This is a genomic window from Pseudomonas sp. NPDC087615 (assembly GCF_044743445.1).
GTDB lineage: Bacteria > Pseudomonadota > Gammaproteobacteria > Pseudomonadales > Pseudomonadaceae > Aquipseudomonas > Aquipseudomonas baetica_A.
The window spans coordinates 93,883-107,263 of sequence record NZ_JBIUWM010000012.1 but is presented as its reverse complement, the minus strand read 5'-3'; the positions used below and the strand labels follow the sequence as shown (position 1 = coordinate 107,263).

The window sequence follows — 13,381 nt, the reverse complement described above, 5'->3', positions numbered from 1 at the left end:
ACCGACTTAACCGTATAACCTGAACCGCCGTATACGGAACCGTACGTACGGTGGTGTGAGAGGACGGCGGATGTGAATCCGCCTCCTACTCGATGTCCAAACCTTTAACTGCCGCAGGGTTGTAGTGTGCTCAGGCTTTGGCGGTTGCAAGATACGCCCCAACCCGCCGCCCCATTTCCTCGCCCAACGCCTGCAACCCGCTCAACGGCCGCACCATTACTTCAAACTCGACAATCTTCCCGTTCTCATCAAAGCGAATCATGTCGATGCCTTTGAGCTCTTTAGCGCCAACCTTGGCGCTGAATTCCAGAATCACGTTCAGCCCATCCGCGCTCGCCAGTTCTCGGTGATATTCAAAGTCTTCAAACACCTCGAACACCGTGTTGAGAATCATCGCCACCACCGGTGCGCCGGGGTAGGGCGTGTGCGCCATCGGCGAGCGGAACACGGCTTGCGGATCAAGCAGTCTGGGCAGGGCGCTCAAGTTGCCGGTGCGAATCATCTCGTGCCAACTTCGCAGGGATTCGGCGACATTGGGTTGCAAGTTCAGGTCAGTCATTTGCACTCCTGGATTTTTGTTGTTCTTCATGCGACGGAAATGACTCTAGATCAACCACGTCGAAACGGGACCTTTGTGTGCCGATCTGAATGTCGGTTAATCGCTCAAACGGATCAGATCTTCATCTGATCCGTATTTTTCTGCTTTATCTGCCTCTGTAACCGGTTCAGTCATCCGCTCAAAATGCCCCGGCAGTTCGGTCACTCGCGACAGTCCTTCATCCCGAAGCGTCCAGTGCACCGCAAGCTCAGCATTGAGGAGAGCAACATGAACAAGATGGCGTTTTTTCTGGGTGGATTTTTGGTACTGACCATTCTGATCGGCCTGCTCGCGACGATTTCTCCGATCTGAGCTGTGCGCTTCAAATGACGGCCACAGGTGTGCCGCGCCAATCGTGTTTAAATGCCGCGCCTCACACCTGACAGGTTCACGATCCTGACTTGCCCTGACGGCGCTCAATACCGTCGGGGTTGCCAATGTCCAGCAACCTTCTTTCCACCAATACGTTCTCCAGCGCCTGACGCTCGACCGGCGCCATTTGGTGCTCGCGCTTTTTCAGTTCCAGCAGAATCGGGCTGGACCAGGTGCGGTAGGTCTGTTCGAAGTTGGGGCGGGATGTCATCAGTCTCTCCTTGATCAAGAGCCCTGTGTGGCTGGCAGGGGCTCTGTCCGATGAGGGAGTAACTTTAGTCGAGAAATCGGGAAGCGGCTAATACACCTGCTTTTTTTGGGAGCTGGCTTGCCAGCGATAGCGGTGGGTCAGCTGACATTGCTTTAACTGACAGTCCGCCATCGCTGGCAAGCCAGCGATCACAGGGTTAATTAGTGCGCAGCAATTCAGTCATCGACCGTCATCATCGCCTGCACACCTTCCCACGCCTCGGCGCGCATGCGTTCGATATCCAGCCCCGGAATCACGCCGTTGTCCACGACCACACGGCCGCCGACCAGACTGTATTTCACCGTGATCGGTTCGCCCGCCACCAAGGGTGCGACGGCGCTGTCGTGGAAACCGTAAAAGCGTGGATGGTCGAGGCTGTAGATCACCAGATCCGCTGCCTGGCCGATTTCCAGCGTGCCGACCGCGCCCAAACCCAACACCTGCGCCCCCCCCGCCGTACCCCAGTGAATGACGTCCTCAGCCGTGGTCGCCGACGCGCCTTGCTCTGCCCGATGGATCAGCCACGCGGTGTTGGCTTCGCCGACCATGCTTCCGGATTCGTTGGACGCCACGCCGTCGACGCCGAGGGAGATCGGCACGCCGGCCTCATACATCTGCGGCACGGGCGCGACGCCGCTGCCCAGGCGTGCATTGCTCACCGGGCAGTGGGCGATGCCGGTGCCGGTCTGGGCGAGCATGCGGATTTCACTCGGTTGCAGGTGCACGGCGTGGGCGAACCAGACGTCGGGGCCGAGCCATTCGTGTTCGGCGACGAACTCTACGGGCAGGCAGTTGTATTTTTCGCGGCAGAAATTCACGTAGTTCTGCGTTTCGGACAAGTGCGTGTGCAGGCGCAAACCGAGCCCGCGAGCGGTATGGGCCAGTTCACGCAGCAAGGTCGGTGGCAGCGAGAAGGTCGGCGTAGTTGGCGCGACCACGACACGGCGCATCGCATCCGGCGTGTCCTGGTGATACAGCGATTTCAGTCGTTCGATGTCGCCGACCATTTGCTCAAGGCTTTCCGGTTGCAGCACGGTTTTCGAGAAGCCCGGATGCGCGCTGGCTGACTCCAGTGCACCGCCTCGGCACAGCACAAAACGTAGACCGAACTCATCAGCCAGATCGAACAGCAAGTCACCGGTCTCGGTGCTGCCGTGGGCGTGATAAAGGTAGTGGTGATCGGCGCAGGTGGTGACACCGGATAGCAGCAACTCGACCATGCCCAACCTTGCGGCGATCCGCGCCAGTGGCGGCGTGAAACGGTTCAGGCGCGGGTAGGGCACGCTGGCCAGCCAGCCTTGCAGATCCTGATTCAGACCTTCGGGCACGGCTTTGAGCAGGTTCTGAAACAGGTGATGGTGGGTGTTGATCCAGCCCGGGTAGACCACGCAGTGGCGCGCATCGATTACCCGTTCGCCGGGTTGTGGCTCAAGGTGGGCGGCCATTTCAGCGATACGGCCGTTGACCACGCGGATGTCCACGGCGCCAGCTCGGGCACGCGGGCCGCGCAGACCGGTCATCACCGCGACCGGATTTTTAATCAGGATGTTTTGAAGTTGAGTCATGGGCAGGCTCCAGTCAGAGAATGTGCGAGGCAGATTTACCGGCGGTGGTTTCGGGCGCGCTGACGCCATTGAGCGCGGCATTGAGCAGCACCGACACCAGGCAGGCGATCACCACGCTGCTGTGCAGGAACGGCTGCGACCATTCGGGTAATTGTTTGAACAGGGTGGGCGCGAGCACCGGCACCAGGGCGGCGGCGATGGTAAAACCGACGATCAGCACGTTGTAGCGATTGCGCTCGTAGTCGACTTTGGCGAGCGTCTGAATCCCGGCCGCCGCCACCACACCAAACATGGCGATACCGGCGCCGCCGAGGGCTGCCGTCGGCATCGAGGCGATGATCGCGCCTGCCTTTGGCACCAGTGCAATCGAGCACATCAGCAAACCGCTGACCGCCACCACCCAACGGCTGCGCACGCCGGTCAGAATCACCAGGCCGACGTTCTCCATAAAGGCAATAAACGGGAACGCGGCGAACATTCCGGCGATGGTGCTGGCCAGGCCGTTGGCGCGCAGGCCGTTGATCACCTGTTTGTCTTCCACCGGTTTTTCGACGATGTCGCCGATGGCCACGAACAGCCCCATCGACTCGACCATTTGCACGATCATCACCACCACCATGGTGGCGATAGGGATCAGGCTGAAGGTCGGCAAACCGAAGTAGAACGGGTAGGGCACGGTCAGCCACGGCGCTTCTTCGACGCTGTGAAAACTGCCCATGCCCAGACCGTAGGCAAGACCGGCACCGACCAGCATCCCCACCAGCACCGCCATGTTGCGCAGCAATGGGCTGCCATAGCGGTTGACCAGCACAATGGTCAGCAACACCACCACCGCCACGCCAAGAAACGCCGGGGCGCCGAAGTTGCTCGCATTGCGCCCGCCGCCGACCCATTCATAGGCAATCGGGAACAGTTGCAAACCGATCACGGTGACGATGCACCCGGTCACCACTGGCGGGAAAAACCGCCGCAGTCGACCCACGAACGGCGCCATCAGCATGGTGAAAACCCCGGCGCCGATCACTGCCCCGCAGACTCCGGCAAAGCCCACCTCGGGGTTGCTACCGATGGCAATTACCGGGCCGACGCTGCTGAACGCTACGCCTTGCAGAATCGGCAAGCGCACGCCGAATTTCCAGAAACCGACGGTTTGCAGCAACGTGGCGATCCCGGAGCAGAACAGCGTGGTGCTGATGAGCACCACGGTGTCGGCGTGGGACATTTTCAAGGCACTGGCGACAATCAACGGCACGGCGATGGCGCCGATGTACGAGACGGCCATGTGTTGCAGGCCGAGGGTGAGCATCTGGCGCACCGGCAAAATGCGGTCGACGGGATGCACGGTGGGCGGAGTTTTCGATGGGGATGTGGCTGACGACATGGGGAAACACCTCTGGCTGTTTTTATGCGGTAGAGAGGGGTATTCGTCTGATGCTGTCTTAGAGACGCCGCAATCCTTGTGGGAGCGGGTTTGCTCGCGAAAGCGGTGTGTCAGTCGACATCACTGTTCAATGACCCACCGCTTTCGCGAGCAAGCCCGCTCCCACAGGTGTTGTGTTGTTCAAAAAACGGCATCAGTCATTCGTGCTGCGAAGCCGCCATCCACCGGCTCCGAAGTCTTGTTCAGCCTGCCAGGCAGGCTGCAAAGCCCTGGTTCAGCGCCGCACGATCCAGGTCGCGGCCGATGAACACGATCTTGCTTGAGCGGGGCTCCGTGCCCCACGCGGTCGAAGCCCGGAACTCCACCAGGCTGTGTACGCCTTGCAGCACGTAACGCTGGTCTTCGTTGGCCACCGCCAACACGCCTTTCATGCGGTACAGGTTGTCGGCCTGCGAGGCGCGCAATTCGCTGATCCAGCGGTGGAAGGCCATCAGGTTGACCGCGCCGTCCACGGCGATGCCCACCGATGACACGCTCGGGTCATGCTCGTGATCAGGCTCTTCATGGGCATGGTCGTGGTGCTCATGCTGATCGTGATGTTCAGCGCCGATCTCCATGAGCTTCTGCGTACATTCAAACGCACCGATGCCGAGGATTTTCGTCAGATCGATTTGCGCATGGGTGGACGTCACCAGATCCGCCGTGGCGTTCAGTCCACGGATCTTGCCGCGCAGCGCTTCCACCTCTTCAGGGCTGACCAGATCGACCTTGTTGATGACGATCCGGTCAGCGCAAACAATCTGATCCACCGCCTGATTGTCGACGCCGTCCAGTTGCAGGTCCTCCAGGTGCTGGGCGATGTGCTTGGCGTCGACCATGGTCACGATCGCGTCGAGTTCGACTTCCTCGGCAATCGGGTCATTGATGAAGAAGCTCTGCGCCACCGGGTAGGGATCGGCCAGGCCACTGGTTTCGATGAGGATGTGATCGAGGCGTACCGGGCGCGCCACCAGTTCACGGACGATGCGCACCAGATCCTCGCGAACCTCGGCGGTGCAGCACACGCAACCGTTGACCATCTCGTAGATTTCTTCGGTTTCGGAGCTCAGCACCAGATCGCCGTCGATGCCGACTTCGCCAAATTCGTTTTCGATCACGGCAATCTTGCGGCCGTGGTTTTCCTTGAGGATGTAGTTGAGCAGGGTGGTTTTACCGGCACCGAGGAACCCGGTGAGGATGGTCACCGGGATTTTGGTGTTCGGGGTTGGGGCGTTGAAGGGAGTGTTCATCTGGATCTCCTCAGGTATTTTTGTCGCAGCGCTATCAAATGCTGGAGCGAGCTTGCTCGCCAAAGCGGTGTGTCATTGAGCGGTAATGGCGACTGAACCACCGCATTCGCGAGCAAGCCCGCTCTCACCGGGTACTCGGTGTTCTCGCCATCGCTGTGCGGTGCCAGCGTCGAGGCCGAACAGGTCGAGCACGCGGCCGAGGCTGTGGTCGACCATTTGCGCCAGATTCTCCGGGCGGGCGTAAAAGGCCGGCACCGGTGGGGCGATGATCCCGCCCATCTCGGTGACAGCGGTCATGTTGCGCAGGTGGGCGAGGGTCAGCGGCGTTTCCCGGGCCATCAGCACCAGGGTGCGGCGCTCCTTGAGGGTGACGTCGGCGGCGCGGCCGATCAGCCCCGATGACGTGCCAGTGGCGATCTCCGCTAGTGTCCTCATCGAACACGGCGCAACGACCATGCCCAGGCAGCGGAACGATCCACTGGCGATTCCGGCGGCGACGTCATCGGCGCGGTGATAGTGGCTGGCGAGCGCTGTGACATCGGCCAGTTTGTAGTCGGTTTCGTGGGCCATGGTCAGCAGCGCGGCGCGGCTGATGATCAAGTGGCTTTCGATATCTAGCTCGGCGAGCAATTGCAGCAAGCGCACGCCGTAAATGAAACCGGACGCGCCGCTGATGCCGACCACCAGCCGTTGGCGGTTCACGATTGCAGCCCTTTGATGAGTTGCCGGGCACGTTCGAGCACGTCCGGATCGAGTTGCGCCTTGATCCCGTCGAAACCCGAGCCGCGCGTGGCATCCAGACCCATGCGTGAGGTGGTGCCGTTGACCGAGGACGAGGGGTCAAGCGGACTGCCGGGCAAACCGTCGATCATGAATACATCCAGATGCGGCTGAAAATGCGTCGCCAGCGCCCACAACACCTGCCTGTCATCGCTGATGTCGATATCGCTGTCTACCGCGATTACGGTTTTCAAGTAGGGGTCCCAGCCGAGCAGGGCCAACATGACCTGCCGCGCTTCGCCGTCGCGGCTCTGGTCCAGCGCGACGTAGCAATGAAAGTGAGTACCGGAGTTCGGGTAATGCACGGCGGTGACGGCGGGGAAACGTGCCTTGAGCTTCTCGCTCATTTCCGCTTCACGAGGCAGCCGAGCCAGCGTCAGGTGTTCGGCATAGCGGCCGCCCATGACGTCCACCAGCCAGGCGTCCTTGCGCCGCAGCAGGGTGTCGACGCGCAACACGTTGTTGGTCGAGCGATCAGAGGAATAACCGCTGAACTCACCGAACGGGCCTTCCTCGGCGTAGGCCGCCGGGTCGATGGCGCCTTCGAGAACGAATTCGGCGCAGGCCGGCACACCGATGCCGTAGCGCGGCGTTTTGACCAGCTCCAGCGGAGCGCCGAACAGTCCACCAGCGACGGCGCGCTCATCGCTGCCGTAGGGCAGACGTGCCGCGGCGGCAAGCATGAACAACGGGTGCGCGCCGACCACCATCGCCACCCTCAATTCTTCGCCACGCTCGCGGGCGGTCTGCAGCATTCGCCACAGATGCCCGCGTGAATGCAGGCTGGTGGCTAGAGCCTGGCGAGCATGACGCATTGAACGGTGATAGCTCATGTTGGCGATGCCGGTCAGCGGGTCCTCGGCGATGATGATCGCGTTGGTGATGTACGGGCCGCGATCACTGTCGAAATGCTTGAGCATCGGCAGCAGCGCCAGATCCAGCGCTTGACCTTCGAAGACTTCATCCAGGACCGGGCCGGTTTCCACGTAACGTGGCGCGATCGGCTGGTTGGCGCGGGTCTGAAAGGTGTCGTGCAATTGCGCTGGGGTGACGCCGAACAGTCTGGCGATGCGGGTGCGGGAGGCGAACAGGTTGGTCGCCACCGGCACCTTGAGGTCGCCGACGTTTTCGCAGACCAGCAATGGATCGCGGCCCTGAGCGGCGAGGGCATCGACCAGGGCGGTGACGTCCTGATCGGCAGAAAGGGGTTGGGTGATGGTCAGCACATCGTCCGGGTACTCACGGCGATAGGCGTCGATGAATACGTGAAAGTCCTGAGAGTCGCCGAGCGTCGAACGGGTCATGGTTTCACCTTTTAAAAAGCAGGCACCCAGGGCTGAGAGGGCGTTCGATCGACAAGCCGTTGGCCTGCCGGTCGAGCGAACGCCGGGTCATCTTCGTGCCTGTAAAGTCGCTGTTTTGCCTGCTGTGACACTGTTCCCACATTGGAATGTGCGAGTACCTAGAGATACGTGGTGGTGAGGCGGATATCGGCCTCAACCAGATCCTTGGGCGGTGGCGTCGGTTCGATCCCGCACAACCTGGCGATGTTATTGCCCAGGTAGTCCTCCAAATGATCCTCATCAATGCCCAAGCCTTGCGGTGCCGGTGAGCACAGCACCTCCAGCTCACGCAGCCACATGCCCGGTTCGTTTGGCGGCGAGTCGGTGCCGAACACGATCTTGTTGCGCGGCAACTCCTTGGCAAACTCGACGATCCGCGACTGGAAGCACCAGCCGGATTCGCAGTACACGTTCGGCGTGTCCATGGCCATCCAGAACGCTTCGAACGAATAGTTGCCGCCGGTCTGGATGCCGAAGTGGCCGATGATGAAATTGACCATCGGGAACTCGCGGATGATCGGGTAGAACATCGTCGGAATGGTGTACGGACCGTCGCCGGTATGGATCAGCACGACGATGTTGTACTTGGCGCAGACCTTCATCGCCGGACGCAACCAGTCCAGCGCCCGATCCGGGCGGTAACCGTGCATGTTGGCGTGCAGCTTGAGCATCTTGAAGCCGTATTCCTTGATGTGGAATTCCAGCTCTGCCGCACCGTTTTCCGGCCCCCAGCGCGGGTTGAAGTTGAAGTTGCCGATGAAGCGGTCCGGGTACTTCATGCAGAGCTCGGCGATGTACGACATGTAGTCGCGCACGCCCTCACGCCCCCGGCGGTTGCCGTCGCGATAACCGGTGTTGCCCGGTGGCGGCTGGATGAAACCCATGTCGATGCGGCGCGGTTTGCCGTTGATCATGTACGGGCCGTCCATCAACTTGAGCATGCGCTCGCCGGTGAACGGTTCGCCGGTGTGGCGCCAGGCCTCGTCGACCAGGTTGGTGGGGTGCAGATGGGTGTCGATGATCATCGGTTCAGCTCCTGGCCAGTTGCGTGGTGACGGGGCGCTTGAGTTGCGCCTCTGCTTCGGAAACGGAACGGGGCGGCGGGGTGGGCTCGAGGCCGATCATCCGCGCAGTGTTATTGCCCAGGTACTCTTCGAGGGTGTCCTCGTCGAGGTTCAGGCCTTGTGGCGGCTCGTGGCACAACACTTCGAGCAGGCGCAGCCACATGCCCGGTTCGTTCGGCGGGGTGTCGGTGCCAAACAGGATCTTGTGCGTTGGCAGGACCTTGGCGAACTCGACGATGCGCGATTGCAGGCACCAACCGGACTCGCAGTAGACGTTGGGCAACTCCATCGCCCATTGCATCGGTTCGAATACGTAAACGCCGCCGGTCTGCACGCCGAAGTGAGCCATGATGAAATCGACGTTGGGAAACTCCTTGATCATCGGCACCCATTCCGACGGGATGCTGTAAGGCCCGTCGCCGGTGTGCAGCTTCACAGGAATGCCCAGCTCGGCGCATTTCTCGAAGCACGGACGCACCCAGTCGAGTGCGCGGTCGGGACGGTAGGCGTGCATGTTGGCCTGCATCTGGACCATCTTGAAGCCGTGTTCCTTGACGTAACGCTCAATCGCCTCGACGCCGTTTTCCACGCCGCAGCGCGGGTTGTAGACGAAGCAGCCAATGAAACGGTCCGGGTAGGTCTGCACCATTTTCAGGGTGTAAGCCATGTAGGCGTCGATGGATTCACGGCCCGAAAGGTCGCCGTCGGTCCAGGTGTAAATCGTGTTGCCCTGCGGCGGCTGGATGAAGGCTTTGTCGATGCGGCGAGGCTTGCCGTTGACCATGTAAGGGCCATCCATCATCTCCAGCAGACGCTCGCCGGTGAAGGGGTCACCGTCATGCCTCCAGGCGAGGTCCACCAGATCGGTGGGATAGCAACTGATATCGATGATCATTGAAGTCGATCTCCTGATAGCGGGGAAGGGAGCCTTTCGGCTCTCGGCATCCACGTCCCGGGCAATCGGCCATTTCTATGCGCAAGGCACGCGCATTCCCTCGCCTGGTTGCATCCGGCCCGGGTGGGTGGCTGCTGAGGTCGAGTATTGGAAGCAGGGCTTGGATTCGTACAATATTAATTGGGCGCGGTGGTGATACTTCTTCGATATGGTTTTGTGGTGATTGGGCTGGCCTCAGCATTGGCAAGCCCGCTTCCACAGGTTCTGTGTTTACTCAGAATTAAAGCCCGGCAGGCTCATTTCCCCCACCATCCATCGAACCTGCTGAGCAACACCACCAAACGTGATTTAATAGCCGCCTTTCACGGTTCCGGGACACGGGAGCAACGTGATCCGCGCGACCTGCGCGGCACCCGCCACCCACCCCCATCGCCCTTAAGTCGTTCTCACATAAGGCAGTCATGGATACGGGTTCTCGACTCAAACTAGTACGCGAAAGCTACAAACTCTCCCAGCGCGAGCTGGCCCGGCGTAGCGGCGTGACCAATGCCACCATCTCCCTGATCGAACAGAATCGCGTCAGCCCCTCCGTCAGCTCCCTGAAAAAGCTGCTCGAAGGCATCCCGATGTCCCTGGCTGACTTCTTCACCTTCGACCAGCCCCCGCGTGAACATCAATACGTCTTCCGCGCCAACGAACAGCCCGATCTGGGCCGCCATGGCCTGCGCCTGCTGCTGATCGGCGCCTCCGTGCCGAGCCGGCAGATGCGCTTGCTGCGCGAGCAATACGCACCGGGCGCGAGCTCCGGGGAAGAGCCGATTGTGCATGCGGAAGGTGAGGAGTGCGGGCTTGTTACGCGGGGGACTGTTGAGTTGACCGTGGATGGGTCGGTGAGTGTTTTGAATGCCGGGGATGGGTATTACTTTCCTACGACGTTGCCGCATAAGTTTCGGAATATCGGGGCGGATGAGGCTGAGATAATTAGTGCGAATACGCCTGCTAGCTTTTGATTGGTGTAAGTGTTCAATTTCTGTGAGTTTTGAATGATCCGATACCTGTTTGGGTGTCGGATTTTTTTTGCTCGTGTATCGATTTTTATGGGTGGCCCTTATTAGGGTTTATTTGTTTTTTAGGGGTTTTTTAGGCGCTAGGAAAATTTCGTAGGATGATTCGCATAGCGGTGTAAGGAAAGTATGAGTGTGTAATGATGATGTTTTTTGTGTGGCGCTCGATGGTTTGTGAGTATGTATATTGTTAGACGTTTTTTGTGTTTTTGGGATCGGAGTGTGGGCTGTGCATTCTGAATGCTAGCAATATAGACTAAGGTGGTTCTTGTTGATGGGGATTTTAGTAAAGGTGTATGTTGTTATAAAGCTGTGTTTCGCAAGTTTCGCTATTTCGGCTTTTTATGCAGTATTGTTGGTGTATGAATTTGAAAAAATGCTCCAGCTAGATGAATTTGTCGGGTATATTGTCAGGGCTGTGTTATTTGTTTTCTTGTTGATTTTGAATTTTCGTTATTTGTTTTTCGAATTGATTCTTAAAGTTCTTCAGCGCCCTTTTCTTATTCGGAAAACCCCGTGGCTGGTTGTCTGTTGTTTTAGCTTCATGTCTTCTGTGTTCTGCGCGGAGGTAGCTATTCAGATGTATGATCTTGTCGTTGGCGAGTCGCCCATGTTTTCAAACTTTTATCGCGGAATTGTTGGGGGTTCGGGATTTGTGATTGCCTACATTTTTCTCCATAAACGTTCAATGAAATCTGTCTGAATACTATTTGGTGTCTGTGGCGTCTTTGATATTTTTGATCGTAATCATGTCGGCCAGTATTTCAAGTGAAAGTGCTAGCTTTCCCGCGCTTTTAAATGCGCGCTCATAATTTAAGGGGTCTCGGTTGAAAAGCTCTATCGAGCCAGTCTTGCGGACAGGAAAAAAAACTCCTATTCCCGAAAGGCTGAGGTCTACAAGGTAATAGCGTGTATTTCCGGTGGAAATGTCGCCAGAAATAGCTTGGTAACCTTTTCGGATAGGTCCCACTAACGCTGGCTCGGTCGGGCCATTGTAGATATTTCCTACCCCTTCATAAACGTTGTTTGCGCCATGCGCATAATAAAGTACACCTAATGGCATGGCTCCACCGCGCGTGCTCGCAATTACGATAGCGCCTGTTTGAATCTGCATAATCCCCGCCGCAGCACCCACACCGTTCTGGGCGTAGAACAATATTTTATTTGATAAGTCGGCGTGTTCCTCTTTAAGTGCTTGCAACCCTTGCTTGGCACTAACAATGCCATCATTAACTGCCCCGATAACTTCATTCGCAAAACCAACAATAATCTCGCTAAATCTTAGTTGCGCGAAGCTGTCGTACAATTGGGTTGCGCCTAAATGGCACCCAAAGGCAATAAGGTCTGAAGCGGCATGGGTAACGTCGTTGATGTCACACGAATCCTCATTCATCTTCATTTCCCCAACGGCTAAAACCGCACGTGCCCGCCTGTAGGTGTGTCCAACTGATTTCGCGATAAGTAAATGACACCAATTCTTGAGGCTGTGCGTCGTTCAAGTGGATGGCGTGGGGAACCTGGAGGTTGATGTGGGCGATTTTTGCGCCGGCAATGTGGATTTTGAAGTACTTGTCCTGTGTTCCAGCGGGTGAGGTTCGGTAGAAGAAGAGGGTGCAGTCCAGCACTTCACGCTCATGAAGTGCGGCGGACAGTAGTGGTGAGGATTTGTCGATGTTCTTGGTGATCATGATCGGCAAGTGCTTGCCACGGTCGGCAGTGACGCCGCCGTTATTGCCGGTGGTCATGTTGTGGGAATAGGCCAGGACCATGATTTCGTCGAGGTGGCCTAACTGACATTTGTTGCCGATTGAGTTTGTGTCGGAGCAACCGGCGGAGATCAAGCCTTGACGGTTTCCGGTAATGCTCATGTAGCTGTGGTTGGCCATGGAAGCTCTGCCTTATTGACTGGAAAACTCTTGTTTGAAGAGTAACCGTCAACTAAAGCCGGGACAGTGAGGCGCTGGTTCGCTATTGGTGAAGTTCAGACGCGTCTTACAAGGGGCGCGGAAGTCAGGAGGTGATTATTCCCAAGTGCCAACGACGTTATCGCTGGTTGGATGACCGGGCGTTTATGAAGTTGGCACTTTGGCAATGTGTTGGTTATCAGGCTGGCGCGTCGAAACCTCGCTGCTCGATTACCCGAAACACATCACTCACGTCCTGCACCATGATCCTGGCGATGTTGGTCACAGTGTTGATGTCATGTTCGGCGTAATCGGGGAGGCTGGTGCAGGCGATGAGGTCAAGGTATTTGAGGACGGCGTTGAGGCGTTCGGCGAGGCAGGCGTGGAGTTCACGCAATGGGGCATCGGCGTCGATCAGGAGGACAGGGTGGTCGGTGGCGGGGTGGGACATGTGCGCGTAGTGGTGGAGCGGTGTTTGCGTCGTCATGGTGTTAATCCTTGGCAAAGAGGAATTGCCACCATTGTGCTGCGAAACAAAAGGGTGGCAGCTATGCGCGGGTTCGCAGACCGGAGGATAAACACCATGACCCGGCAGACCCGGAGGTCTCCCACGCACAACCGCCATAAAACGTGGACAGCCGGGAGTCGGCCGAACTTGACGGAACAAGGTGTCAATCTTAAGGGCTGCGAAACCCTATCGCTAATTTAGTTAGCGACGACACCACTCTAGTCAGCCATTTCAGCCACCACAACCGACCTGTAGGACGCCAACCCAACCCTGTGGCGAGGGAGCTTGCTCCCGCTCGGCGACGCAGTCGGCGTATTCCGGCGCATGCGGTTGACCTGGAGAAAAGGACTGGCCGGTGTTGGGTCTGC

The 13,381-nt window shown here is 58.3% G+C and carries 15 protein-coding genes; 2 read left to right on the top strand and 13 right to left on the bottom strand.

Translation table 11 applies throughout. The features are described 5' to 3' along the window. Positions 1-130 precede the first annotated feature (130 nt). The 10 genes from ACIOU6_RS08740 to ACIOU6_RS08695 all read right to left on the bottom strand — a co-directional run bounded on the left by ACIOU6_RS08740 (position 131) and on the right by ACIOU6_RS08695 (position 9,537). Entirely contained in the window at positions 131-559 is a 429-nt protein-coding gene (locus ACIOU6_RS08740) for a nuclear transport factor 2 family protein (RefSeq protein ID WP_401135467.1), read from the bottom strand. A gap of 96 nt (positions 560-655) precedes the next feature. Next, positions 656-1,036, bottom strand: a complete 381-nt coding sequence (locus tag ACIOU6_RS08735; RefSeq protein ID WP_401135464.1) for a hypothetical protein — start codon at positions 1,034-1,036, stop codon at positions 656-658. Next, positions 987-1,181 carry a hypothetical protein gene (locus ACIOU6_RS08730; RefSeq protein WP_221733894.1) on the bottom strand — a complete coding sequence of 65 codons (195 nt, stop codon included), beginning with the start codon at positions 1,179-1,181 and terminating at the stop codon, positions 987-989. The genes ACIOU6_RS08735 and ACIOU6_RS08730 overlap by 50 nt, the downstream gene beginning before the upstream one ends. A gap of 215 nt (positions 1,182-1,396) precedes the next feature. Then, positions 1,397-2,785: an amidohydrolase family protein gene (locus ACIOU6_RS08725; protein ID WP_401135463.1), complete on the bottom strand. Its 1,389-nt coding sequence runs from the start codon at positions 2,783-2,785 to the stop codon at positions 1,397-1,399. Between the two features lie 13 nt (positions 2,786-2,798). Next, entirely contained in the window at positions 2,799-4,166 is a 1,368-nt protein-coding gene (locus ACIOU6_RS08720; RefSeq protein ID WP_221733892.1) for a nucleobase:cation symporter-2 family protein, read from the bottom strand. 242 nt (positions 4,167-4,408) lie between these two features. After that, positions 4,409-5,455: a CobW family GTP-binding protein gene (locus ACIOU6_RS08715; protein ID WP_401135460.1), complete on the bottom strand. Its 1,047-nt coding sequence runs from the start codon at positions 5,453-5,455 to the stop codon at positions 4,409-4,411. Between the two features lie 72 nt (positions 5,456-5,527). Further along, entirely contained in the window at positions 5,528-6,157 is a 630-nt protein-coding gene (locus ACIOU6_RS08710) for a UbiX family flavin prenyltransferase (RefSeq protein ID WP_221733890.1), read from the bottom strand. Next, the gene (locus ACIOU6_RS08705) at positions 6,154-7,539 is read right to left on the bottom strand and encodes a UbiD family decarboxylase (RefSeq protein WP_401135457.1); all 1,386 of its coding nucleotides are present in this window, start codon (positions 7,537-7,539) and stop codon (positions 6,154-6,156) included. The genes ACIOU6_RS08710 and ACIOU6_RS08705 overlap by 4 nt, the downstream gene beginning before the upstream one ends. Positions 7,540-7,697: 158 nt before the next feature. Then, positions 7,698-8,603, bottom strand: coding sequence for an amidohydrolase family protein (locus tag ACIOU6_RS08700; RefSeq protein WP_034152486.1), 906 nt, complete (start codon positions 8,601-8,603; stop codon positions 7,698-7,700). Between the two features lie 4 nt (positions 8,604-8,607). Continuing rightward, complete coding sequence (locus ACIOU6_RS08695) at positions 8,608-9,537, bottom strand: amidohydrolase family protein (protein WP_320414225.1); 930 nt, start codon at positions 9,535-9,537, stop codon at positions 8,608-8,610. A gap of 461 nt (positions 9,538-9,998) precedes the next feature. Between ACIOU6_RS08695 and ACIOU6_RS08690 the strand changes: the two genes are divergently transcribed. Both ACIOU6_RS08690 and ACIOU6_RS08685 read left to right on the top strand, forming a co-directional pair. Continuing rightward, a complete protein-coding gene (locus tag ACIOU6_RS08690) occupies positions 9,999-10,547 on the top strand; it encodes a cupin domain-containing protein (RefSeq protein ID WP_401135455.1) in 549 nt (182 codons plus the stop codon). 328 nt (positions 10,548-10,875) lie between these two features. After that, positions 10,876-11,304: a hypothetical protein gene (locus tag ACIOU6_RS08685; RefSeq protein ID WP_339433904.1), complete on the top strand. Its 429-nt coding sequence runs from the start codon at positions 10,876-10,878 to the stop codon at positions 11,302-11,304. A 3-nt stretch (positions 11,305-11,307) separates the two neighbouring features. Here the strand turns inward: ACIOU6_RS08685 and ACIOU6_RS08680 are convergent, their stop codons facing one another. From ACIOU6_RS08680 to ACIOU6_RS08670, 3 genes are all read right to left on the bottom strand, one after another. After that, complete coding sequence (locus ACIOU6_RS08680) at positions 11,308-11,994, bottom strand: DUF4225 domain-containing protein (RefSeq protein ID WP_401135451.1); 687 nt, start codon at positions 11,992-11,994, stop codon at positions 11,308-11,310. Further along, positions 11,987-12,487, bottom strand: coding sequence for an Hcp family type VI secretion system effector (locus ACIOU6_RS08675; protein ID WP_221733885.1), 501 nt, complete (start codon positions 12,485-12,487; stop codon positions 11,987-11,989). The genes ACIOU6_RS08680 and ACIOU6_RS08675 overlap by 8 nt, the downstream gene beginning before the upstream one ends. Positions 12,488-12,704: 217 nt before the next feature. Further along, positions 12,705-12,992, bottom strand: coding sequence for a fructose-bisphosphate aldolase (locus ACIOU6_RS08670; protein WP_221733884.1), 288 nt, complete (start codon positions 12,990-12,992; stop codon positions 12,705-12,707). Positions 12,993-13,381 lie beyond the last annotated feature (389 nt).

Coding starts and splice junctions, on each gene's coding strand:
- ACIOU6_RS08700 (WP_034152486.1), bottom strand. CDS start 8,603: ATGATCATCGACACCCATCTGCACCCCACCAACCTGGTCGACGAGGCC.
- ACIOU6_RS08670 (WP_221733884.1), bottom strand. CDS start 12,992: ATGACGACGCAAACACCGCTCCACCACTACGCGCACATGTCCCACCCC.
- ACIOU6_RS08680 (WP_401135451.1), bottom strand. CDS start 11,994: ATGAATGAGGATTCGTGTGACATCAACGACGTTACCCATGCCGCTTCA.
- ACIOU6_RS08685 (WP_339433904.1), top strand. CDS start 10,876: ATGGGGATTTTAGTAAAGGTGTATGTTGTTATAAAGCTGTGTTTCGCA.
- ACIOU6_RS08695 (WP_320414225.1), bottom strand. CDS start 9,537: ATGATCATCGATATCAGTTGCTATCCCACCGATCTGGTGGACCTCGCC.
- ACIOU6_RS08730 (WP_221733894.1), bottom strand. CDS start 1,181: ATGACATCCCGCCCCAACTTCGAACAGACCTACCGCACCTGGTCCAGC.
- ACIOU6_RS08720 (WP_221733892.1), bottom strand. CDS start 4,166: ATGTCGTCAGCCACATCCCCATCGAAAACTCCGCCCACCGTGCATCCC.
- ACIOU6_RS08705 (WP_401135457.1), bottom strand. CDS start 7,539: ATGACCCGTTCGACGCTCGGCGACTCTCAGGACTTTCACGTATTCATC.
- ACIOU6_RS08715 (WP_401135460.1), bottom strand. CDS start 5,455: ATGAACACTCCCTTCAACGCCCCAACCCCGAACACCAAAATCCCGGTG.
- ACIOU6_RS08690 (WP_401135455.1), top strand. CDS start 9,999: ATGGATACGGGTTCTCGACTCAAACTAGTACGCGAAAGCTACAAACTC.
- ACIOU6_RS08725 (WP_401135463.1), bottom strand. CDS start 2,785: ATGACTCAACTTCAAAACATCCTGATTAAAAATCCGGTCGCGGTGATG.
- ACIOU6_RS08675 (WP_221733885.1), bottom strand. CDS start 12,487: ATGGCCAACCACAGCTACATGAGCATTACCGGAAACCGTCAAGGCTTG.
- ACIOU6_RS08740 (WP_401135467.1), bottom strand. CDS start 559: ATGACTGACCTGAACTTGCAACCCAATGTCGCCGAATCCCTGCGAAGT.